The sequence below is a fragment of the Pseudomonas sp. PVC-5-1 genome (genome assembly GCF_057444345.1).
Map to the genome: position 1 here is coordinate 5357114 of NZ_CM172024.1, position 21868 is coordinate 5378981.

General features: G+C 63.5%; 13 protein-coding genes. 7 read left to right on the forward strand and 6 right to left on the reverse strand.

Annotated features, from left to right (window positions below; genetic code table 11):
• Positions 1 to 5: 5 nt before the first annotated feature.
• The 6 genes from betB to trxC all read left to right on the forward strand — a co-directional run bounded on the left by betB (position 6) and on the right by trxC (position 10835).
• Entirely contained in the window at positions 6 to 1478 is a 1473-nt protein-coding gene (betB, locus tag AC2T3R_RS24455; RefSeq protein ID WP_410951905.1) for a betaine-aldehyde dehydrogenase, read from the forward strand.
• Positions 1479 to 1556: 78 nt separating this feature from the next.
• Positions 1557 to 3254: a choline dehydrogenase gene (gene betA, locus AC2T3R_RS24460; protein ID WP_015272125.1), complete on the forward strand. Its 1698-nt coding sequence runs from the start codon at positions 1557 to 1559 to the stop codon at positions 3252 to 3254.
• Positions 3255 to 3518: 264 nt separating this feature from the next.
• On the forward strand, positions 3519 to 5261 hold the full coding sequence (locus tag AC2T3R_RS24465) for a potassium/proton antiporter (protein ID WP_013974590.1): 1743 nt from the start codon (positions 3519 to 3521) through the stop codon (positions 5259 to 5261).
• 35 nt (positions 5262 to 5296) lie between these two features.
• Positions 5297 to 8632 carry a mechanosensitive channel MscK gene (mscK, locus tag AC2T3R_RS24470; protein WP_013974591.1) on the forward strand — a complete coding sequence of 1112 codons (3336 nt, stop codon included), beginning with the start codon at positions 5297 to 5299 and terminating at the stop codon, positions 8630 to 8632.
• 180 nt (positions 8633 to 8812) lie between these two features.
• Positions 8813 to 10273, forward strand: a complete 1461-nt coding sequence (gene selO, locus AC2T3R_RS24475; protein ID WP_486744380.1) for a protein adenylyltransferase SelO — start codon at positions 8813 to 8815, stop codon at positions 10271 to 10273.
• 127 nt (positions 10274 to 10400) lie between these two features.
• Positions 10401 to 10835, forward strand: coding sequence for a thioredoxin TrxC (gene trxC, locus AC2T3R_RS24480; protein ID WP_410951908.1), 435 nt, complete (start codon positions 10401 to 10403; stop codon positions 10833 to 10835).
• Here trxC and AC2T3R_RS24485 read toward each other — a convergent pair.
• The gene (locus AC2T3R_RS24485) at positions 10832 to 11605 is read right to left on the reverse strand and encodes a ParA family protein (RefSeq protein ID WP_025340949.1); all 774 of its coding nucleotides are present in this window, start codon (positions 11603 to 11605) and stop codon (positions 10832 to 10834) included. The genes trxC and AC2T3R_RS24485 overlap by 4 nt on opposite strands.
• Before the next feature lie 165 nt (positions 11606 to 11770).
• Positions 11771 to 12682, reverse strand: coding sequence for a LysR family transcriptional regulator (locus AC2T3R_RS24490; RefSeq protein WP_410951909.1), 912 nt, complete (start codon positions 12680 to 12682; stop codon positions 11771 to 11773).
• Between the two features lie 166 nt (positions 12683 to 12848).
• On the opposite strand from AC2T3R_RS24490, the gene AC2T3R_RS24495 reads away from it, so the two are divergent.
• Positions 12849 to 14036: an MFS transporter gene (locus tag AC2T3R_RS24495; protein WP_486745302.1), complete on the forward strand. Its 1188-nt coding sequence runs from the start codon at positions 12849 to 12851 to the stop codon at positions 14034 to 14036.
• Between the two features lie 98 nt (positions 14037 to 14134).
• Here AC2T3R_RS24495 and AC2T3R_RS24500 read toward each other — a convergent pair whose 3' ends face one another.
• The 4 genes from AC2T3R_RS24500 to gltB all read right to left on the reverse strand — a co-directional run bounded on the left by AC2T3R_RS24500 (position 14135) and on the right by gltB (position 21867).
• Positions 14135 to 14482, reverse strand: a complete 348-nt coding sequence (locus AC2T3R_RS24500) for a YgiW/YdeI family stress tolerance OB fold protein (RefSeq protein WP_410951910.1) — start codon at positions 14480 to 14482, stop codon at positions 14135 to 14137.
• Positions 14483 to 14595: 113 nt separating this feature from the next.
• Entirely contained in the window at positions 14596 to 15660 is a 1065-nt protein-coding gene (gene hemE / locus AC2T3R_RS24505; RefSeq protein ID WP_025340953.1) for a uroporphyrinogen decarboxylase, read from the reverse strand.
• A gap of 236 nt (positions 15661 to 15896) precedes the next feature.
• Positions 15897 to 17315 (reverse strand): FAD-dependent oxidoreductase, encoded by a 1419-nt coding sequence (locus AC2T3R_RS24510; protein ID WP_013974599.1) that lies wholly within the window; start codon positions 17313 to 17315, stop codon positions 15897 to 15899.
• 106 nt (positions 17316 to 17421) lie between these two features.
• Positions 17422 to 21867: a glutamate synthase large subunit gene (gltB, locus tag AC2T3R_RS24515; RefSeq protein ID WP_322265035.1), complete on the reverse strand. Its 4446-nt coding sequence runs from the start codon at positions 21865 to 21867 to the stop codon at positions 17422 to 17424.
• Position 21868: the final 1 nt, after the last annotated feature.

The following is a 21868-nucleotide window of genomic DNA, read 5'->3' on the forward strand; positions in this document are numbered from 1 at the left end:
ACACTATGGCCCGTTTCGGAACGCAAAAACTCTACATTGATGGCGCTTACGTCGACGCTGGCAGCGATGCCACCTTCGAAGCCATCAACCCGGCTACCGGCGAAGTCCTCGCCCACGTGCAACGTGCCACCGAGGCTGACGTCGAGAAGGCCGTCGAAAGCGCCGAGCGAGGCCAGAAGGTCTGGGCCGCGATGACCGCCATGCAGCGTTCGCGCATCCTGCGCCGCGCCGTCGAGATCCTGCGCGAGCGCAACGACGAGCTGGCCATGCTGGAAACTCTGGACACCGGCAAGTCGTACTCGGAAACCCGCTACGTCGACATCGTCACCGGCGCCGACGTGCTGGAGTACTACGCAGGCCTAATTCCGGCCATCGAAGGCGAGCAGATCCCGCTGCGTGAATCGTCCTTCGTCTACACCCGCCGCGAGCCGCTGGGCGTGACCGCCGGTATCGGTGCCTGGAACTACCCGATCCAGATCGCCCTGTGGAAATCCGCTCCGGCCCTGGCCGCCGGCAACGCGATGATCTTCAAGCCATCGGAAGTCACCTCGCTGACCACCCTGAAACTGGCCGAGATCTACACCGAAGCCGGCTTGCCGAACGGCGTGTTCAACGTCCTGACCGGCAGCGGCCGTGAAGTCGGCACCTGGCTGACCGAACACCCACGCATCGAAAAAGTCTCCTTCACCGGCGGCACCACCACCGGCAAGAAGGTCATGGCCAGCGCCTCGAGCTCGTCGCTCAAGGAAGTCACCATGGAGCTGGGCGGCAAGTCGCCACTGATCATCTGCGCCGACGCCGACCTGGACAAGGCCGCCGACATCGCCATGATGGCCAACTTCTACAGCTCGGGCCAGGTTTGCACCAACGGCACCCGCGTGTTCATCCCGGCTGATATGAAAGCTGCCTTCGAGGCCAAGATCGTCGAGCGCGTTGCCCGCATCCGCGCTGGCAACCCGGAAGACGAAAACACCAACTTCGGCCCGCTGGTCAGCTTCCAGCACATGGAAAGCGTGCTTGGCTACATCGCCAAGGGCAAGGAAGAAGGCGCACGCGTGCTGTGCGGTGGCGAGCGTCTGACCGCCGGTGATTTCGCCAAGGGTGCATTCGTGGCCCCGACCGTGTTCACCGACTGCACTGACGACATGACCATCGTCAAGGAAGAGATCTTCGGCCCGGTGATGAGCATCCTCACCTACGAAACCGAAGAAGAAGTCATCCGTCGCGCCAACGACACCGAGTACGGCCTGGCCGCCGGTGTCTGCACCAACGACATCACCCGCGCTCACCGCATCATCCACAAGCTGGAAGCCGGTATCTGCTGGATCAACGCCTGGGGCGAATCGCCGGCCGAAATGCCGGTCGGTGGCTACAAGCAGTCGGGCGTCGGCCGTGAGAACGGCGTCAGCTCGCTGGCTCAATACACCCGCATCAAGTCGGTCCAGGTCGAGCTGGGCGGCTACAACTCGGTCTTCTAAGGCCCTGTCCAGCCACGCCCGTGCCTCAGCGCACGGGCGTTCCTGCTCCCTGAACACCGCCAACACGAGGGTACTTTCATGTCCCAAGAATTCGATTACATCATCGTCGGTGCCGGTTCGGCCGGTAACACCCTGGCGACCCGCCTGACCGAAGACGCAGGCGTCACCGTATTGCTGCTGGAAGCCGGTGGCCCCGACTACCGCTTCGACTTCCGCACCCAGATGCCAGCAGCCCTGGCCTTCCCGCTGCAGGGCCGCCGCTACAACTGGGCCTACGAGACCGATCCGGAGCCGTACATGGACGGCCGCCGCATGGAATGCGGTCGCGGCAAAGGCCTGGGTGGCTCGTCGCTGATCAACGGCATGTGCTACATCCGCGGTAATGCCCTGGACTTCGATGGCTGGGCAGAACTGCCAGGCCTGGAAGACTGGACCTATCTGGACTGCCTGCCGTACTTCCGCAAGGCCGAAACCCGCGACATCGGCCCGAACGACTACCACGGTGGCGAAGGCCCGGTCAGCGTGACCACGCCGAAAGCCGGCAACAACCCGCTGTTCCACGCCATGGTCGAAGCCGGCGTGCAGGCCGGTTACCCGCGCACCGAAGACCTGAATGGCTACCAGCAGGAAGGCTTCGGCCCGATGGACCGTACGGTGACCAAGAACGGCCGCCGCTCCAGCACCGCCCGTGGCTATCTGGACCAGGCCAAGAAGCGCCCGAACCTGACCATCGTCACCCACGCCCTGACTGACCGCGTGCTGTTCGACGGCAAGCGCGCCATCGGCGTGACCTACCTGGTCGGTGACAGCGAAGAGCGCGTTGAAGCCCGTGCCCGCAAGGAAGTCATCGTCAGCTCCGGCGCCATCGCTTCGCCGCAGCTGTTGCAGCGCTCCGGCGTTGGTCCGCGCGCCCTGCTGGAAAGCCTCGACATCCCGGTGGTGCACGATCTGCCAGGCGTTGGCGAAAACCTGCAGGACCACCTGGAGCTGTACCTGCAGTACGCCTGCACCCAGCCGGTGTCGCTGTACCCGTCGTTGCTGTGGTGGAACCAGCCGGCCATCGGTGCCGAGTGGATGTTCAACGGCACCGGCATCGGCGCCAGCAACCAGTTCGAGGCCGGTGGTTTCATTCGTACCCGCCCTGAATTCAAATGGCCGAACATTCAATACCACTTCCTGCCAGTGGCCATTAACTACAACGGCTCCAATGGCGTGAAGGAACACGGCTTCCAGGCACACATGGGTTCCATGCGCTCGCCTGCCCGCGGCCGCATCCAGGCCAAGTCGAAGGACCCGCGCCAACACCCGAGCATTCTGTTCAACTACATGTCCACCGAGCAGGACTGGCAGGAATTCCGTGACGGCATCCGCCTGACCCGTGAAATCATGGCCCAGCCGGCACTGGACCCGTACCGTGGCCGTGAGATCAGCCCCGGCGCGCACGTGCAGACCGATGAAGAGCTGGACAAGTTCATCCGCGAGCACGCCGAAACCGCCTTCCACCCGTCCTGCTCGTGCAAGATGGGCACCGACGACATGGCGGTGGTCGACGGCGAAGGCCGCGTGCATGGCATGAAGGGCCTGCGTGTGGTCGATGCGTCGATCATGCCGCTGATCATCACCGGTAACCTCAACGCCACCACGATCATGATCGCCGAGAAAATCTCGGACAAGATCCGTGGCCGCAAGCCGCTGCCGCGCAGCACTGCCAAGTACTACGTGGCGGGCGATGCACCGGTGAAGGGCAAGCCGATGCGTGAAATCAAGCAGGCGTAAACTGCACCGGCCCTTTCGCGGGCATGCCCGCTCCCACAGGACTCTCACAGAACTTGAGATTTGTGATTCACCTGTGGGAGCGGGCGCGCCCGCGAAGAGGCCCACCCAGGCAACACCCGAAAAGGCACCCACCGCGGTGCCTTTTTTTCATCTGCAGAAACGCTTTACAGCCTGCCAATTCATCAGGTTAGAATCATTTGGCACGCGACCTGCTAGCGTCATGCTATCAAGTCCCCTCCCCCGCGGTCCCCGGAGTACCTGCCTTTGGATGCAAGCACCATCAACAGCCTGTTCCTGATCGGCGCATTGCTGGTGGGCGCAAGTATCCTGGTCAGTTCGCTGTCGTCGCGCCTGGGCATCCCTATCCTGGTCATCATCCTTGCGGTCGGCATGATCGCCGGCGTCGATGGTGGCGGCATCATCTTCAACAACTATCCGACCGCCTACCTGGTGGGCAACCTGGCTCTGGCCGTGATCCTGCTCGACGGTGGCCTGCGCACACGGGTGGCGAGCTTCCGCGTGGCGCTGTGGCCGGCGCTGTCGCTGGCCACCATCGGCGTAATGATCACCACCGCCCTCACGGGCCTGGTCGCCGCCTGGCTGTTCGACCTGAGCCTGATCCAGGGCCTGCTCATCGGCGCCATCGTCGGTTCCACCGACGCTGCGGCGGTGTTCTCGCTGCTCGGTGGCAAAGGCCTGAACGAGCGGGTCACGGCCACCCTGGAGATCGAGTCGGGTAGCAACGACCCGATGGCAGTTTTCCTCACCGTCACCCTGATCGACATGATCGCCAGCGGCCAGACCGGCCTGCACTGGAGCCTGCTCACCCACCTGCTGCGCGAATTCGGCATCGGCGGGCTGGTGGGCCTGGGCGGCGGCTGGCTGATGCTGCAACTGGTCAACCGCATCAAGCTGGCTGGCGGCCTGTACCCAATCCTGGTGATCGCTGGCGGCCTGGTGGTGTTCTCGCTGACCAACGCCCTGCATGGCAGCGGATTCCTTGCCGTGTACCTGTGCGGCCTGGTGCTGGGCAACAAGCCCATCCGCAGCCGCCACGGCATCCTGCACATGCTCGACGGCATGGCGTGGCTGGCGCAGATCGGCATGTTCCTGGTGCTGGGGCTGCTGGTCACGCCCCATGACCTGCTGCCCATCGCCCTGCCGGCGCTGGGACTGGCGCTGTGGATGATCCTGGTAGCGCGCCCGCTGTCGGTGGTCGCCAGCCTGTTGCCGTTCAAGGCCTTCCACGGCCGTGAAAAGGCCTTCATTTCCTGGGTCGGCCTGCGCGGTGCGGTACCGATCATCCTCGCGGTGTTCCCGCTGATGGCCGGCCTGCCGGACGCCCAGCTGTTCTTCAACCTGGCCTTCTTCATCGTGCTGGTGTCGCTGCTGGTGCAAGGCACCAGCCTGCCGTGGATGGCCAAGCTGCTGAAAGTGACGGTACCGCCAGACCCGGCGCCGATCTCCCGTTCGGCGCTGGAAGTGCACATCACCAGCGAGTGGGAAATGTTCGTCTACCGCCTGGGTGCCGAAAAATGGTGCATCGGCGCCGCCCTGCGCGAGCTGAAGATGCCCGAAGGCACGCGAATCGCCGCGCTGTTCCGGGGCGAGCAACTGCTGCACCCGTCCGGCAGTACGGTACTGGAAGTAGGCGACATGCTCTGCGTGATCGGCCACGAGCACAACCTGCCGGCCCTGGGCAAGCTGTTCAGCCAGGCACCACAACGTGGCCTCGACCTGCGTTTCTTCGGCGACTTCGTGCTCGAAGGCGATGCCGAACTGGGTGCGGTGGCAGCGTTGTACGGCCTGAAACTCGACGGCCTGGACGCGAAAATGCCACTGGCCCAGTTCATCCGACAGAAGGTCGGAGGCGCTCCAGTAGTAGGTGACCAGGTCGAATGGCATGGCACGATCTGGACCGTGGCCACCATGGACGGGAACAAGATTCAGAAAGTAGGCGTCAGATTCCCCGAAGGAACGCGACCCGGACCAGGATTGTTCCTCTAAACTTCGTTTCTGCCGGATCCACAAGTAGTCTGCCTATGTCCCTGCGCGTGTACCTCCGCACAGCCCTGTTCGGGCTGTGCCTGTCTCTCTCGTTCGCCGCTGGCGCGGCCGAGCTTCCCACCACGACTAGCATCCAGAGCAGCCTGAACAAGATTTCCCAGCCCAAGGGTGCCGAGGCCGACCCCAAGGCTGCGCAACAGACACCGGAGCAGAAGGCCCAGCAACAGGTGCTGGAACAGACCCTGGCACTGCTGCTCAGCAAGGAAGACAGCGAAAAGAAGCTTGAGGCACTCAAGCAGCAATTGGCTGGCGCGCCCAAGGAAACCGCCGACAGCCAGCGCGAGCTGATCAAGCTCAAGGCCAGCAAGCCCCTGCCGGTGGCCCAACGCTACGCCACCCTGAACGTGCCACAGCTGGAGCAGATGCTCAGCGAGCGCAGTACGCAACAAGGCGAACTGCAAAAGGCACTGTCGGATGCCAACAGCCTGATCATCAACTCGCAGACCCGCCCAGAGCGGGCTCAGGCAGAAATCAGCAACAACCAGACACGTACCCAGCAGATCAACCTCAGCCTCAAGAGCGGCAAGGAGAACGGCAAGCCACTCAACAGCGACCAACGCAACAAGCTCAATGCCGAGCTGGCGTCGCTCAATGCCCTGACCTCGTTGCGTCGCCAGGAACTGGCCGGCAACGGCCTGCTGCAGGACCTGGGCAATGCCCGTCACGACCTGCTGATCGAGCGCGCCACACGAATGGAGCAGGAAATCCAGGACCTGCAATCGCTGATCAACGAAAAGCGCCTGGCCCAGTCGCAGCAGGCGGTCACCCAGCAATCGATCGAAGCGCAGAAAGCCGGCGGCAGCACCCTGCTGGCCAACGAAAGCGCTGCCAACCTGAAACTGTCCGACTACCTGCTCAAGAGCACCGACCGCCTCAACGAGCTGACCCAGCAGAACCTGCGCAGCAAGCAGCAGCTAGACAGCCTGACCCAGGCCGACCAGGCCCTCGACGAACAGATCAGCGTGCTCAAGGGCAGCCTGCTGCTGTCCAAGATCCTCTACAAGCAGAAACAGGCCCTACCGCACCTGAAAGTGGACCGCGACCTGGCTGACCAGATCGCCGATATCCGTCTTTACCAGTTCGAGGTGAACCAGCAACGCGAGCAGATGAGCAGCCCCGCCGCGTACGTCGACAACCTGCTGCTTGGCCAGCCACAGGAGCAGGTTACCCCTCAGCTGCGCAAGGCGCTGCTGGAGGTGATGATTACCCGCGTCGACCTGCTCGAACGCCTCAGCCGGGAGCTGTCGGCACTGCTCAACGAATCGATCACCTTGCAGCTCAACCAGAAGCAGCTGCTCGGCACCGCCCAGGGCTTGCGCACCACGCTCGAAGAGCAGATGTTCTGGATTCCCAGCAACAAGCCACTGGACTGGGAATGGCTGAGCCTGGTGCCGGCACGCTTTGCCGACCAGGTAGCCAGCCTGCCCTGGGGTTCGGGCCTCAAGGAACTGGCCGATGGGCTGGGCCAGCGCCCGCTGCTGTTCCTGCCCTTGCTGCTGGTGATCGGCGGCCTGCTGTGGCGGCGCAAATACCTGTACCAACGGCTGGGCAAGGTGCACCAGGACATCGGCCACTTCCGCCGTGACAGCCAGTGGCACACGCCCCAGGCGATCTTCATCAACATCCTGCTGGCAATGCCGGTCAGCCTGGGCCTGGCCCTGTGCAGCTACGCCCTGCAGATCGACGCCCGCGGGCAGAATGCCAACCTCGGCGCCGCCCTCTGGCAACTGGCCCAGGCCTGGCTGGTGTTCTACACCGCCTACCGCATCCTCGCCCCGGGCGGCGTGGCGGAAATCCACTTCCGCTGGCACAAGCCGCAGGTCGAGTTCCTGCGCGGCTGGGTGCGGCGCCTGGGCACCGTGGTACTGGCACTGGTCGGTGTGGTGGCGGTGGCCGAACATCAGCCTTCGGCGCTGGCCGATGATGTGCTAGGTATCGGCGTGGTACTGACCTGCTACGCACTGATGGCCTGGCTGCTCAGCCGCCTGCTGCTCAGCAGCCCGGCACACCGCGACACCTCGCTGTTCCGCAAGGCCGTTGGCGTGGCCTTCACCGCCCTGCCCATCGCCCTGTTCGTGGCCGTGTGCTTCGGCTACTACTACACCGCGCTGAAACTTACCGACCGGCTGATCTACACCCTGTACCTGCTGCTGTTCTGGCTGGTGATCGAAGCCGCGTTCGTGCGTGGCCTGTCGGTGGCGGCACGGCGCCTGGCCTACCAGCGCGCGCTGAGCAAGCGGGCGGCGGCCAAGGAAGGGCTGGATGGCGAAGTCATCACAGAAGAACCAACGCTGGATATCGAACAGGTCAACCAGCAGTCGCTGCGCCTGATCCGCCTGGCCCTGCTCGGCGGCTTCATCGCCGGCCTGTACTGGGTGTGGTCGGACCTGATTTCGGTGTTCGCCTACCTCAACAATTTCACCCTGTACGAGTACTCCAGCGGCACCGGTGCCACCGCCAGCATGGTGCCGATCAGCCTGGGCGACTTCCTCGGTGCGCTGGTCATCATCGGCATCACCTTCGCCCTCGCACGGAACTTGCCCGGCCTGCTCGAAGTCCTGGTGCTGTCGCGGCTCAACCTGGCCCAGGGCAGTGCGTATGCCACTACAACCTTGCTGTCCTATGTCATCGTCGGCGTCGGTATCGTCAGCACCCTGTCGACCCTGGGGGTCAGCTGGGACAAGCTGCAATGGCTGGTGGCCGCGCTGTCGGTGGGCCTGGGCTTCGGTATGCAGGAGATCTTTGCCAACTTCATCTCCGGCATCATGATCCTGTTCGAGCGCCCGGTACGGATTGGCGACACCATCACCATCGGCAACCTGTCGGGCACGGTGAGCAAGATCCGCATCCGCGCCACCACCATCACCGACTTCGACCGCAAGGACATCATCGTCCCCAACAAGACCTTCATCACCGGCCAGCTGATCAACTGGTCGCTGACCGACACGGTCACCCGGGTAACGCTGAAGCTGGGCATCGACTATGGCTCCGACCTGGACCTGGTCCGCGACCTGCTGCTCAAGGGTGCCCACGAAAACCCGCGCGTGCTCAAGGACCCGGAGCCGATCGTGTACTTCCTCAACTTCGGTGAGAGCTCGCTGGACCACGAGCTGCGCATGCACGTACGCGACCTGGGCGACCGCAACCCGACGCTGGACGAGATCAACCGCTACATCAACCGCGAGTTCAAGGCCCACAACATCAAGATCTCGGTGCGCCAGGTCGAGGTGTTTCTGATGGATCCGAAGGGCGGCAAACAGCAGCTGATTCCGGTGGAGCAGCCGAAACCGGATGGCACTGCTTCGGCCTGAGTGGGCTCTAATACTTTATTCTGTGCAGAATCCCTGCGAGGGCTTCGCCCTCGATCGCCGGCAAGCCAGCTCCCACAGTGACCGTGCCGCACCCAAGCCCTGCACATCCCCTGTGGGAGCTGGCTTGCCGGCGATGGGCCGCAAAGCGGCCCCCTAGGTACCGACTTCCAGGAGCAGCCCGTGAAAGCCCTCGACCAACTCACCTTCGACAATCGCTTCGCCCGCCTGGGCGACGCGTTCTCCACCCAGGTCCTGCCCGAACCCATCGCAGACCCACGCCTGGTGGTAGCGAGCGAGTCGGCCATGGCGCTGCTCGACCTCGACCCAGCCCAGGCAGACCTGCCGGTTTTCGCCGAGCTGTTCAGCGGCCACAAGCTATGGGAAGAGGCCGACCCGCGGGCGATGGTCTATTCCGGCCATCAGTTCGGCTCCTACAACCCACGCCTGGGTGATGGCCGCGGCCTGCTGCTGGCCGAAGTGCTGAATGACCAGGGCGAGCACTGGGACCTGCACCTCAAGGGCGCCGGCCAGACGCCCTACTCGCGCATGGGCGACGGCCGCGCCGTGCTGCGTTCCTCGATCCGCGAGTTCCTCGCCTCCGAGGCCCTGCACGCCCTGGGCATTCCCAGCAGCCGGGCACTGTGCGTGATCGGCTCGAACACCCCGGTTTGGCGCGAAACCCGCGAAAGTGCGGCAATGCTCACCCGCCTGGCGCAAAGCCATGTGCGCTTCGGGCATTTCGAATACTTCTACTACACCAGGCAACCAGAACAGCAGCGGGTGCTGATCGACCATGTGCTGGAGCAGCACTATCCGGAATGCCGCGACGCCGAACAGCCCTACCTGGCCATGTTCCGCACCATCGTCGAACGCAATGCCGAACTGATCGCCCGCTGGCAAGCCTATGGTTTCTGCCACGGGGTAATGAACACCGACAACATGTCGATCCTCGGCATCACCTTCGACTTCGGCCCGTATGCCTTCCTCGACGACTTCGACGCCAACTTCATCTGCAACCACTCCGACGACCGTGGCCGCTACAGCTACGCCAACCAGGTACCGATCGCCCACTGGAACCTCAGTGCGCTGGCCCAGGCGCTGACCACGGTGATCGAAGTCGAACCGCTCAAGGAGACGCTGGGCCTGTTCCTGCCGCTGTACCAGGCACACTACCTGGACCTGATGCGCCGACGCCTGGGCCTGACCACCGCTGAAGAAGACGACATGGCGTTGGTCGAGCGCCTGCTGCAGCGCATGCAGAGCGGTGGTGTGGACTACAGCCTGTTCTTCCGCAAGTTGGGCGATCAGCCCGTGGCCGAGGCGCTGAAGATGGTGCGTGACGATTTCATCGACCTGGCCGGTTTCGATGCCTGGGGGGCGGACTACCTGGCCCGCTGCGAGCGCGAAGCGGATAATGCCGAAGGGCGGCGTGAGCGCATGCATGCGGTGAACCCGCTGTATGTGCTGCGCAACTACCTGGCACAGAAAGCCATCGAAGCGGCCGAAGCGGGGGATTACAGTGAAGTGCGACGGCTGCATCAGGTGTTGAGCAAACCGTTCGAGGAGCAGGCCGGGATGCAGGGCTATGCCGAACGCCCGCCGGAATGGGGCAAGCACCTGGAAATCAGCTGCTCATCATGAATCCTGGGGCCGCTGCGCGGCCCATCGCGACACAAGGCCGCTCCTACAAGGGTACGCGGACTCCTGTAGGAGCGGCCTTGTGTCGCGATGGGCTGCAAAGCAGCCCCAAAAACCTCAAGGAAACGACATGTCCGACCCACTGGTAATCCCCTGCCCCCACTGTAACGGCCTCAACCGCCTGCCCGCCGAGCGCCTGGGCGACGCGCCGAAATGCGGCCGCTGCAAACAGGACGTGCTGCTGAGCACCCCCTTCGAACTCACCGAAGCCAGCTACGCCAGCCAGATCAAAGGCGACCTACCACTGCTGGTCGACATCTGGGCCGACTGGTGCGGCCCGTGCAAATCCTTCGCCCCCACCTTCGAACAGGCCGCCCGGCAACTGGCCGGCCGCTGCCGCCTGGCCAAGCTCGACAGCGAAGCCAACCGCAACCTGGCCGGGCAACTGGGCATCCGCTCTATCCCCAGCCTGCTGCTGTTCAAGAATGGCCGTGAAGTCAGCCGTCAGGCCGGGGCGTTTCCACTCCAGTCGTTGCTGGAGTGGTTGCATAGCCAGGGGGTTTAAGCGTTCTCTTCGAGTAGCGAATGCAACTCGACAAACTGCTGGGTCAGCTTGTGCCTGGGCTCCAGGTGAATCAGCGGAAGGCTGGCATGGTGCGACTCACGCATCTTCACCGAGCTGCCCAGGTACACCGGTAGCACCGGGAGCCCTTCGGCCAGCAGCTCGTCGAGCATCTGCTGTGGCAGGCTGGCGCGGGACTGGAACTGGTTGACCACGATGCCTTCGACCACCAGGTCTTCGTTGTGGTCTTCCTTGAGCTCTTCGATCTCGGCCAGCAGGCCATACAGGGCCTGGCGCGAGAAGCTGTCGCAGTCGAAAGGAATCAGCACGCGATCGGCGGCGATCAGTGCGGAAACCGCATAGAAGTTCAGCGCTGGCGGGGTATCGATGTAAATGCGCTCGTAGTCCTCGTCCAGTTCGTCGAGCAACTTACGCAGCTTGTTGATCTTGTGCTTCGCCTCAAGCTTCGGCTGCAGATCGGCCAGCTCGGCCGTGGCGGTGACCACATGCAGGTTGTCGAACGGGGTTTCGTAGATATCGACCTGGTTCTTCTTGCTGAACGGCCCGCTGGACAGGCTTTGCTTGAAGAAGTCGGCGATGCCCATGGGGATATCGTCGCCGGTCAGGCCAGTCAGGTACTGGGTCGAGTTGGCCTGGGCATCCAGGTCGATCAGCAGGGTCCGATAACCTTCGCTGGCGCTCACAGCCGCCAGGTTGCAAGCGATGCTCGACTTGCCCACACCACCTTTCTGATTGAACACCACGCGCCGCATGATTGACCTCCGTGTATCAACGAATGCCCGAGTATGTGGCGCCGCTGCGGCAATGACCAGTGCCATTTGCCCGGAACAACAGCCTTGTGCTGCCTGCCCTGGCCCTATCGCCGACAAGCCAAGCGCGTCCCCTGTGGGAGCTGGCTTGCCGGCGATAGGGCCCGATCAGGCAACTACACTGCCCCCGCCAGCCACCTGCCCCGTGAGCAACTCGGCAAATGCCCGTGCCATCGCCGACCCACCATGCTCGCGCTGCACCAGCCACACCGCCGACATCGCCCCTTCATCCAGCAGCGTACGATAGACCACCCCCTCGATGCGCATGCGCTGGAACGACGCCGGCAGCACCGATACCCCAAGCCCTGCCGATACCAGCCCGATGATGGTCATCGCCTCCCCCGCCTCCTGGGCAAAATGCGGGCTGAAACCCGCCTGGCGCGCCAGGCTCAGCAACTGTGCGTGCAACCCGCTGCCATAGCTGCGCGGGAAGAACACGAACGGCTCATGGGCCAGCGCGGCCATGTGCACGCCATGCCCCGTGCCTTCGACCAATGGATGCGAGGCATTGATCACTGCCACCAGCGGCTCGCGAAACAACTCGGTGGCCACCAGCCCTTCCGGCAGCGGCATCGGCCGCATCAGCCCGACCTCGATGGACTCGTCGAACACCCCTTCTGCCACGTCGCGACTGCTCATTTCCTTGAGGTTCAGGTGCACCGCCGGGAAGCGCTGGCGAAACGCGTGGATGGCCTTGGGGATCTTCGAGGTGAACGGTGCCGAGGAGGTAAAGCCGATCTTCATCTCCCCCAGCTCCCCCAACTGCGCACGCCGGGCGACATCGGCGGCCTTTTCCACCTGCGCCAGCACTTGGCGGGCTTCCTCGAGGAACAACCGCCCCGCCTCGCTCAGCTCGACCCGACGGTTGGTACGCTCGAACAGACGGGCCCCCAGTTCCTGCTCCAGCGCCTGGATCTGCTGACTCAAGGGCGGCTGCGAAATGCCCAGCTGCTGGGCGGCGCGGCCAAAATGCAGCTCTTCGGCCACGGCGATGAAGTAACGCAAATGGCGCAGTTCCATGATCGGCTCCGAACAGGTCGTAAAACATCTCAAATAGGTCGAACAATATATTGGATCTAATCATTAGCCAGCTATATGCTTTTTTTCATTGCGCCAGAGGTTCCCCCCCGTGAAAACTGCTGTAGCTCCCCTTCCCGCCGAACCCGAACCTGCCCCGCTGAACGAAATGTGGATCGAAAAAGGCACCCCCGCCTTCATGAAGACCGTGCTGGCGCTATTCAGCGGCGGCTTCGCCACCTTCGCCCTGCTGTACTGCGTGCAGCCGATGATGCCGTTGCTGTCGAAGGAATTTGCCATCAATGCGGCGCAGAGCAGCCTGGTGCTGTCGGTCTCCACAGCCATGCTGGCGTTCGGCCTGCTGATCACCGGCCCTATCTCTGACCGCATCGGGCGCAAGCCGGTGATGGTGTTTGCCCTGGTCTGCGCCGCCCTTTCCACCTTGGCAAGCGCGGTGATGCCGAGCTGGGAACTGGTACTGGCCACCCGCGCCTTGGTCGGCCTGTCGCTGAGCGGCCTGGCGGCGGTGGCAATGACCTACCTGAGCGAAGAGATCCACCCGCAGCACATTGGCCTGGCCATGGGCCTGTACATCGGCGGCAACGCCATTGGCGGCATGAGCGGGCGCCTGATCACCGGCGTGCTGATCGATTTCGTCAGCTGGCACACGGCGATGCTGACCATCGGCGGCCTGGCCGTGGTGGCGGCGCTGGTGTTCTGGAAGGTGCTGCCCGAGTCGCGCAATTTCCGCTCGCAGGCGATGAACCCACGCAGCCTGCTGGATGGCTTCGTCATGCACTTCAGGGATGCCGGCCTGCCCTGGCTGTTCCTCGAAGCCTTCCTGCTGATGGGCGCCTTCGTCACCCTGTTCAACTACATCGGCTACCGCCTGCTGGCCGAGCCCCATCACATGAACCAGGCGCTGGTCGGCTTGCTGTCGGTGGTCTACCTGTCGGGCATCTACAGCTCGGCGCAGGTCGGTGCACTGGCTGACAAACTGGGCCGGCGCAAAGTGTTCTGGGCCAGTATCGTGGTCATGGCAGGGGGCTTGCTGATGACCCTGGCCAGCCCTCTGGTGATGGTGATCGTCGGTATGCTGGTGTTCACCTTCGGCTTTTTTGGCGCGCACTCGGTGGCCAGCAGCTGGATCGGCCGCAGGGCTCTGAAGGCCAAGGGACAGGCGTCGTCGTTGTACCTGTTCAGCTATTACGCCGGGTCGAGTGTGGCCGGTACGGCGGGCGGGGTGTTCTGGCACCAGTGGGGCTGGAATGGCATCGGGCTGTTCATTGGCAGCCTGCTGGCGGTGGCGTTGCTGGTGGCGCTGCACCTGAGCAGGCTACCACCGAAATCGGTGTGAAACATTCGCGGGCACGCCCGCTCCCACAGGGACGGCACCTCACCTGAAGCCACCGCCATACCTGTGGGAGCGGGCGTGCCCGCGAACTTGCCGTCGGATCAGTTGATGATCTCGACCATATCCACATCCACTTCCCGGCTCATCAGGTGCTTCTCCACCTCACCGGTCAGCTTGACCTTGGTCTTGTCGTTGAACTGCGTCGGCGGCAGGTCTTCATCATCGATTTCCACGGTGATGGTGCCGGTGTTGTCCTTGAACTCGTACTTGTCGTCGTTGTTGATCTTCTTGGTCACGAAGCCTTGCAGCACCACTGGGGTGTCGTCGGCAGCATCGTTGGCCGCAGCTACGGTGGTGACCGACTGGGCGCCGGGGCCGGTGTAGCCGGCAGCCAGGGCGGCAGTGCTGAACAAGGGGGCAAGAATCATCGCAATGTAACGTGCTTTCATGAGGATCAGGTCCTGTTTCGGTTTCGATGGGACCAGATTAACGACGATCACTGAATTAAAACTTAATGAACAAAAAGCCCGACACAGGCCGGGCTTCGTGTTCAGCGATCGACTCACTGATGGTATTGCGCCGACAGCTCATGCACGGCGTTGATGAACACGCCGGCGTGCTCCGGGTCGACTTCCGGTGTGATGCCGTGGCCCAGGTTGAACACATGGCCTGTGCCGTGGCCATAGCTGGCCAGGATGCGCGCCACTTCCTTGCGGATGGCCTCGGGCTTGGCGTACAGCACGGTCGGGTCCATGTTGCCCTGCAGCGCCACCTTGTCACCCACGCGGCGGCGGGCATCGCCGATCTCGCAGGTCCAGTCCAGGCCCAGCGCGTCGGCACCGGCTTCGGCGATGCTTTCCAGCCACAGGCCGCCGTTCTTGGTGAACAGGATCACCGGCACCTTGCGCCCCTCGTGCTCGCGGATCAGCCCGCTGACGATCTTGCGCATGTAGGCCAGGGAGAACTCCTGGTAAGCCGCCGCCGACAGGTTGCCGCCCCAGGTGTCGAAAATCTGCACGGCCTGGGCACCAGCGAGGATCTGGCCGTTGAGGTAGCTGGTGACCGACTGGGCCAGCTTGTCCAGCAGCAGGTGCAGGGCCTGCGGGTTGTCGTAGGCCATGGCCTTGGTCTTGCGGAAGTCCTTCGACGAACCGCCTTCGACCATGTAGGTGGCCAGGGTCCACGGGCTGCCGGAGAAGCCGATCAGCGGCACGCGGCCGTTGAGCTCACGGCGGATGGTGCTGACCGCGTCCATCACGTAGCCGAGGTCTTTCTGCGGGTCGGGGATTGGCAGCGCTTCGATGTCGGCCGGGGTGCTGATGACCTTCTTGAAGCGCGGGCCTTCGCCGCTTTCGAAGTACAGGCCCAGGCCCATGGCATCCGGGATGGTGAGAATGTCCGAGAACAGGATCGCCGCGTCCAGCGGGTAGCGGTCCAGCGGCTGCAGGGTGACCTCGCAGGCGAACTGCGGGTTCATGCACAGGCTCATGAAGTCACCGGCCTTGGCGCGGCTGGCGCGGTACTCCGGCAGGTAGCGGCCGGCCTGGCGCATCATCCACACTGGGGTGACGTCTACGGGTTGCTTGAGCAGTGCACGCAGGAAACGATCGTTCTTCAGGGCAGTCATGTCGGCATCCGGAAAAATAGTGCGGGCATTTTCTCAGACGCCAGCGCAAAAGGCACGGTCAAGGCCATGCGTTTTGTCTATTGGATGCCATGGATCAAGGATTTTTGTATACAAAAATGCCTTTGGGGCTGCTTTGCAGCCCGTCGCGACACAAGGCCGCTCCTACAGGAAGTACGCGATCCCCTGTAGGAGCGGCCTTGTGTCGCGATGGGCCGCGAAGCGGCCCCGACAATCAATCAGACTTCCAGGTAGTCCAGGATACCCTCAGCAGCAGTACGCCCTTCGAAGATAGCCGTCACCACCAGGTCCGACCCACGCACCATGTCGCCACCGGCAAACACTTTCGGGTTGCTGGTCTGGTGCTTGAACTTGCCTTTCTCCGGTGCAACCACGCGGCCCTGGCTGTCCAGTTGGATGCCATGCTGCTCAAACCAAGGCGCCGGGCTTGGGCGGAAGCCGAAGGCGATGACCACGGCATCGGCCGGCAGAATCTCTTCAGACCCCGGGATCGGCTCCGGGCTGCGGCGGCCACGGGCATCCGGCTCGCCGAGACGGGTCTCGACCACCTTCACGCCTTCGACCTTGTCCTCGCCGACAATGGCGATAGGCTGGCGGTTGTAGAGGAACTTCACGCCCTCTTCCTTGGCGTTCTTCACCTCACGACGCGAACCCGGCATGTTGGCCTCGTCACGGCGATAGGCGCAGGTCACCGACTTGGCGCCCTGGCGGATCGAGGTGCGGTTGCAGTCCATCGCGGTGTCACCACCGCCCAGTACCACCACCTTCTTGCCCTGCATGTCGACGAAGTCTTCCGGCGACTTCTCGAAGCCCAGGTTGCGGTTGACGTTGGCGATAAGGAAGTCCAGCGCGTCATGCACGCCCGGCAGGTCCTCGCCCGGGAAGCCGCCCTTCATGTAGGTGTAGGTACCCATGCCCATGAACACCGCGTCGTACTCGGCGAGCAGTTGCTCCATGGTCACGTCCTTACCCACCTCGGTGTTCAGGCGGAACTCGATGCCCATGCCGGTGAACACTTCACGGCGGTTGCTGAGCACAGTCTTTTCCAGCTTGAACTCGGGAATACCGAAGGTCAGCAGGCCGCCGATTTCCGGGTTGCGGTCGAACACCACCGGGGTCACGCCGGCACGTACCAATACGTCGGCACAGCCCAGGCCAGCCGGGCCGGCACCGATGATGGCAACGCGCTTGCCGGTTGGCTTGACCTTGGACATGTCCGGGCGCCAGCCCATGGCGAAGGCGGTGTCGGTGATGTACTTCTCCACCGAGCCGATGGTCACCGCACCGAAGCCGTCGTTCAGGGTGCAGGCACCCTCGCACAGACGGTCCTGCGGGCATACGCGGCCGCACACTTCCGGCAGGGTATTGGTCTGGTGCGACAGCTCCGCCGCAGCCAGGATGTTGCCTTCGGAAACCAGCTTCAGCCAGTTGGGGATGAAGTTGTGTACCGGGCACTTCCATTCGCAATACGGGTTACCGCAGCCCAGGCAGCGGTGCGCCTGCTCCACGGACTGCTGCGGCTTGAACGGCTCGTAGATTTCCACGAACTCCTTCTTGCGCTGGCGCAGCAGCTTTTTCTTCGGGTCCTTGCGGCCCACTTCGATGAACTGGAAGTCGTTGTTCAGACGTTCAGCCATTTTTCAAAACCTCTTTACCGCAGTTGCCAGCCTCAGGCTGCAAGCTGCAAGACGATCACTTGAGCACGACGGGCCCCGCGCACGGGGCCGTCACTTGCAGCTGTTGTTACTGCGGGTTGGCACGGGTGCTGGACAGCAGTTGCTTCAGGTTGGCTGCCTTCGGCTTGACCAGCCAGAAGCGCCGCACGTAGTCGTCCAGGTTCTCCGAGAGCTCACGCCCCCACTCGCTGCCGGTCTCTTCCACGTACTCGGCAAGGACCCGCGCCAGGTGGCTGCGGTAGGCCTCCATCGCTTCACCACTGATACGCTGGATTTCCACCAGCTCATGGTTGAGCTTGTCAACGAAGGTATTGTCCATGTCGAGCACGTAGGCGAAGCCGCCAGTCATGCCAGAACCGAAGTTGTAACCGGTCTTGCCCAGCACACAGACAAAGCCGCCGGTCATGTACTCACAGCAGTGATCGCCAGTGCCCTCGACAACAGCGTGGGCGCCGGAGTTACGTACAGCGAAGCGCTCGCCAGCAGTACCGGCGGCGAACAGCTTGCCGCCAGTGGCGCCGTACAGGCAGGTGTTGCCGACGATGGCGCTGTGCTGGGTTTCGAACGGGCTGCCGGCTGGCGGCACGATGGTGACCTTGCCACCGGTCATGCCCTTGCCGACGTAGTCGTTGGCATCGCCTTCCAGGTGCAGGTTCAGGCCACCAGCGTTCCACACGCCGAAGCTCTGGCCCGCAGTGCCCTTGAAGCGGAAGGTGATCGGTGCCGCGGCCATGCCCTGGTTGCCGTGCAGGCGGGCGATTTCACCCGAGACCCGCGCACCGATCGAGCGGTCGCAGTTGCAGATGTCGAGGCTGAACTCGCCACCGGCCTGGTCGCGGATGGCCGGCATGGCCATTTCCACCATCTTCTCGGCCAGCTCGCCCTGGTCGAACGGCGGGTTCTTGTCGACTTCGCAGAACTGCGGCTTGTCAGCCGGGATGTGCGAGCTGCCCAGCAGCGGCGTCAGGTCCAGGTACTGCTGGCGCTCGGTGTCGCCTGGCAGCACGTCGAGCAGGTCGGTACGGCCGATCAGCTCGCCGAGGCTGCGTACGCCCAGCTTGGCCAGCCACTCACGGGTTTCTTCGGCGACGAAGGTGAAGAAGTTGATCACCATGTCGACGGTGCCGATGTAATGGTCCTTGCGCAGCTTGTCGTTCTGGGTGGCCACGCCGGTAGCGCAGTTGTTCAGGTGGCAGATGCGCAAGTACTTGCAGCCCAGGGCGATCATCGGCGCGGTACCGAAGCCGAAGCTTTCGGCGCCGAGGATGGCTGCCTTGATCACGTCCAGGCCAGTCTTCAGGCCACCGTCGGTCTGTACCCGTACCTTGCCGCGCAGGTCGTTGCCGCGCAGGGTCTGGTGGGTCTCGGCCAGGCCCAGCTCCCATGGGGCGCCGGCGTACTTGATCGAGGTCAGCGGCGAAGCACCGGTACCACCGTCGTAGCCGGAGATGGTGATCAGGTCGGCATAGGCCTTGGCCACACCGGCGGCGATGGTGCCGACGCCGGCTTCTGCCACCAGCTTGACCGAAACCAGGGCCTGCGGGTTGACCTGCTTGAGGTCGTAGATCAGCTGGGCCAGGTCTTCGATCGAGTAGATGTCGTGGTGCGGCGGTGGCGAGATCAGGGTTACGCCCGGTACCGCGTAACGCAGCTTGGCGATCAGGCCGTTGACCTTGCCGCCTGGCAGCTGGCCGCCTTCACCGGGCTTGGCGCCCTGGGCAACCTTGATCTGCAACACTTCGGCGTTGACCAGGTACTCAGGGGTCACGCCAAAGCGGCCGGTGGCCACCTGCTTGATCTTCGAGCTCTTGATGGTGCCGTAGCGCGACGGGTCTTCACCGCCCTCGCCAGAGTTGGAACGCGCGCCCAGGCGGTTCATCGCCTCGGCCAGCGCTTCGTGAGCCTCCGGCGACAGTGCACCCAGCGAAATACCGGCGGAGTCGAAGCGTTTGAGGATCGCCTCCAGCGGCTCGATCTGCTCCAGCGGCAGCGGCTGGTCAGCCACTTTCACCTTCAGCAGGTCGCGGATCATCGACACCGGACGCTGGTCGACCAGCGTGGTGTATTCCTTGAACTTGGCATAGTCGCCCTGCTGCACGGCAGCCTGCAGGGTGTTGACCACATCCGGGTTGTAGGCGTGGTACTCGCCACCGTGAACGAACTTCAACAGGCCGCCTTGCTGGATCGGCTTGCGCGCGCTCCAGGCTTCGGCTGCCAGCAGCTTCTGGTCGCTTTCCAGGTCTGCGAAACGCGCACCCTTGATGCGGCTGGAAACGCCCTTGAAGCTCAGGCCGACCACTTCCTCGGACAGGCCGATGGCTTCGAACAACTGCGCACCACGGTACGAGGCAATGGTGGAGATACCCATCTTCGACAGGATCTTCAGCAGGCCCTTGGAGATGCCCTTGCGGTAGTACTTGAAGACTTCGTCCAGGTCGCCCAGCACTTCGCCGGTACGAATCAGGTCAGCCAGCACTTCATAGGCCAGGTACGGGTAAACGGCCGAGGCACCGAAGCCCAGCAGCACGGCGAAGTGGTGCGGGTCGCGGGCGGTGGCGGTTTCCACCAGGATGTTGCTGTCGCAACGCAGGCCCTGTTCGGTCAGGCGGTGGTGTACCGCACCAACGGCCAGCGAGGCGTGCACCGGCAGCTTGCCAGGGGCAATGTAGCGGTCGCTCAGCACCAGCTGGGTCTTGCCAGCGCGCACTGCTTCTTCAGCCTGGTCGGCGATGTTGCGGATGGCCGCTTCCAGGCCGACGCTCTCTTCATAGTTGAGGTCGATCAGCTGGCGGTCGAAACCTTCGCGCTCCAGGTTCATCAGCGAACGCCACTTGGCGGGCGAGATGACCGGCGAGCTTAGGATTACCCGCGAAGCGTGCTCGGGGGATTCCTGGAAGATGTTGCGTTCGGCGCCCAGGCAGATTTCCAGGGACATGACGATCGCTTCGCGCAGCGGGTCGATCGGCGGGTTGGTCACCTGGGCGAACTGCTGGCGGAAGAAGTCGTACGGCGAACGCACGCGCTGCGACAGAACGGCCATCGGCGTGTCGTCACCCATCGAGCCGACCGCTTCCTGGCCCTGCTCGCCGAGCGGGCGCAGCACCTGGTCACGCTCTTCGAAGGTGACCTGGAACATCTTCATGTACTGCTTGAGCTGGTCAGCGTCGTAGCTGGCCACGCCCTGGTCATCGGTCAGCGTCGCCTGGATGCGCGTGGCGTGCTGACGCAGCCAGCGCTTGTACGGGTGGCGCGACTTCAGGCGGTTGTCGATGGCGTCAGTGTCGAGGATCTGGCCGGTTTCGGTGTCCACGGCGAAGATCTGGCCCGGGCCAACGCGGCCCTTGGCGATGACGTCCTCGGGCTTGTAGTCCCATACACCGATTTCCGACGCCAGGGTGATGTAGCCGTTCTTGGTGGTCACCCAGCGCGCCGGGCGCAGGCCGTTACGGTCGAGCAGGCACACCGCATGGCGGCCTTCGGTCATGACGATACCGGCCGGGCCATCCCACGGCTCCATGTGCATGGAGTTGTATTCGTAGAAGGCACGCAGGTCGGCGTCCATGGTCTCGACGTTTTGCCAAGCTGGCGGTACCAGCATGCGCACGCCACGGAACAGGTCGATGCCGCCAGTGACCATCAGCTCCAGCATGTTGTCCATGCTAGAGGAGTCGGAGCCGACGCGGTTGACCAGCGGGCCGAGCTCTTCGAGGTCGGGGATCAGGTCGTTGGCGAATTTGGTGCGACGGGCCATGGCCCAGTTGCGGTTGCCGGTGATGGTGTTGATCTCGCCGTTGTGGGCGAGGAAGCGGAACGGCTGCGCCAGCGGCCATTTCGGCAGGGTGTTGGTGGAGAAGCGCTGGTGGAACACGCAGATCGCGGTTTGCAGGCGCTCGTCACCCAGGTCCGGGTAGAAGGCCGCGAGATCGCGCGGCATCATCAGGCCTTTGTAGATGATGGTCTTGTGCGAGAAGCTGCAGATGTAGTGGTCGGCGTCGTGGGCGTTGGCCACGGACGAACGGCGACGGGCACTGAACAGCTTGATGGCGAACTCCTGGTCGCTCAGGCCTTCACCGCCGATGAACACCTGCTCGATCTGTGGCAGGCGCTCAAGGGCCAGGCGGCCGAGCACGCTGGTATCGATCGGCACCTTGCGCCAGCCAACCAGTTTCAGGCCAGCAGCGAGGATTTCGCGGTCCATGTTGGCGCGGGCGGCTTCTGCTTTGACCGGGTCCTGGTTGAAGAACACCATGCCGACGGCGTACTGCTTGGGCAGCTCGACGGCGAAGTGCTCCTGGGCCACGGCACGCAGGAATTGATCGGGCTTCTGCATGAGCAGACCGCAACCGTCACCGGTCTTGCCGTCGGCGTTGATACCGCCGCGGTGGGTCATGCAGGTCAGTGCCTGCATGGCGGTTTGCAGAAGGTGGTGGCTCGGTTCGCCCGTCATATGGGCGATCAGGCCAAAACCACAGTTGTCCTTGAATTCTTCGGGATGGTACAGACCTGTTTTCATA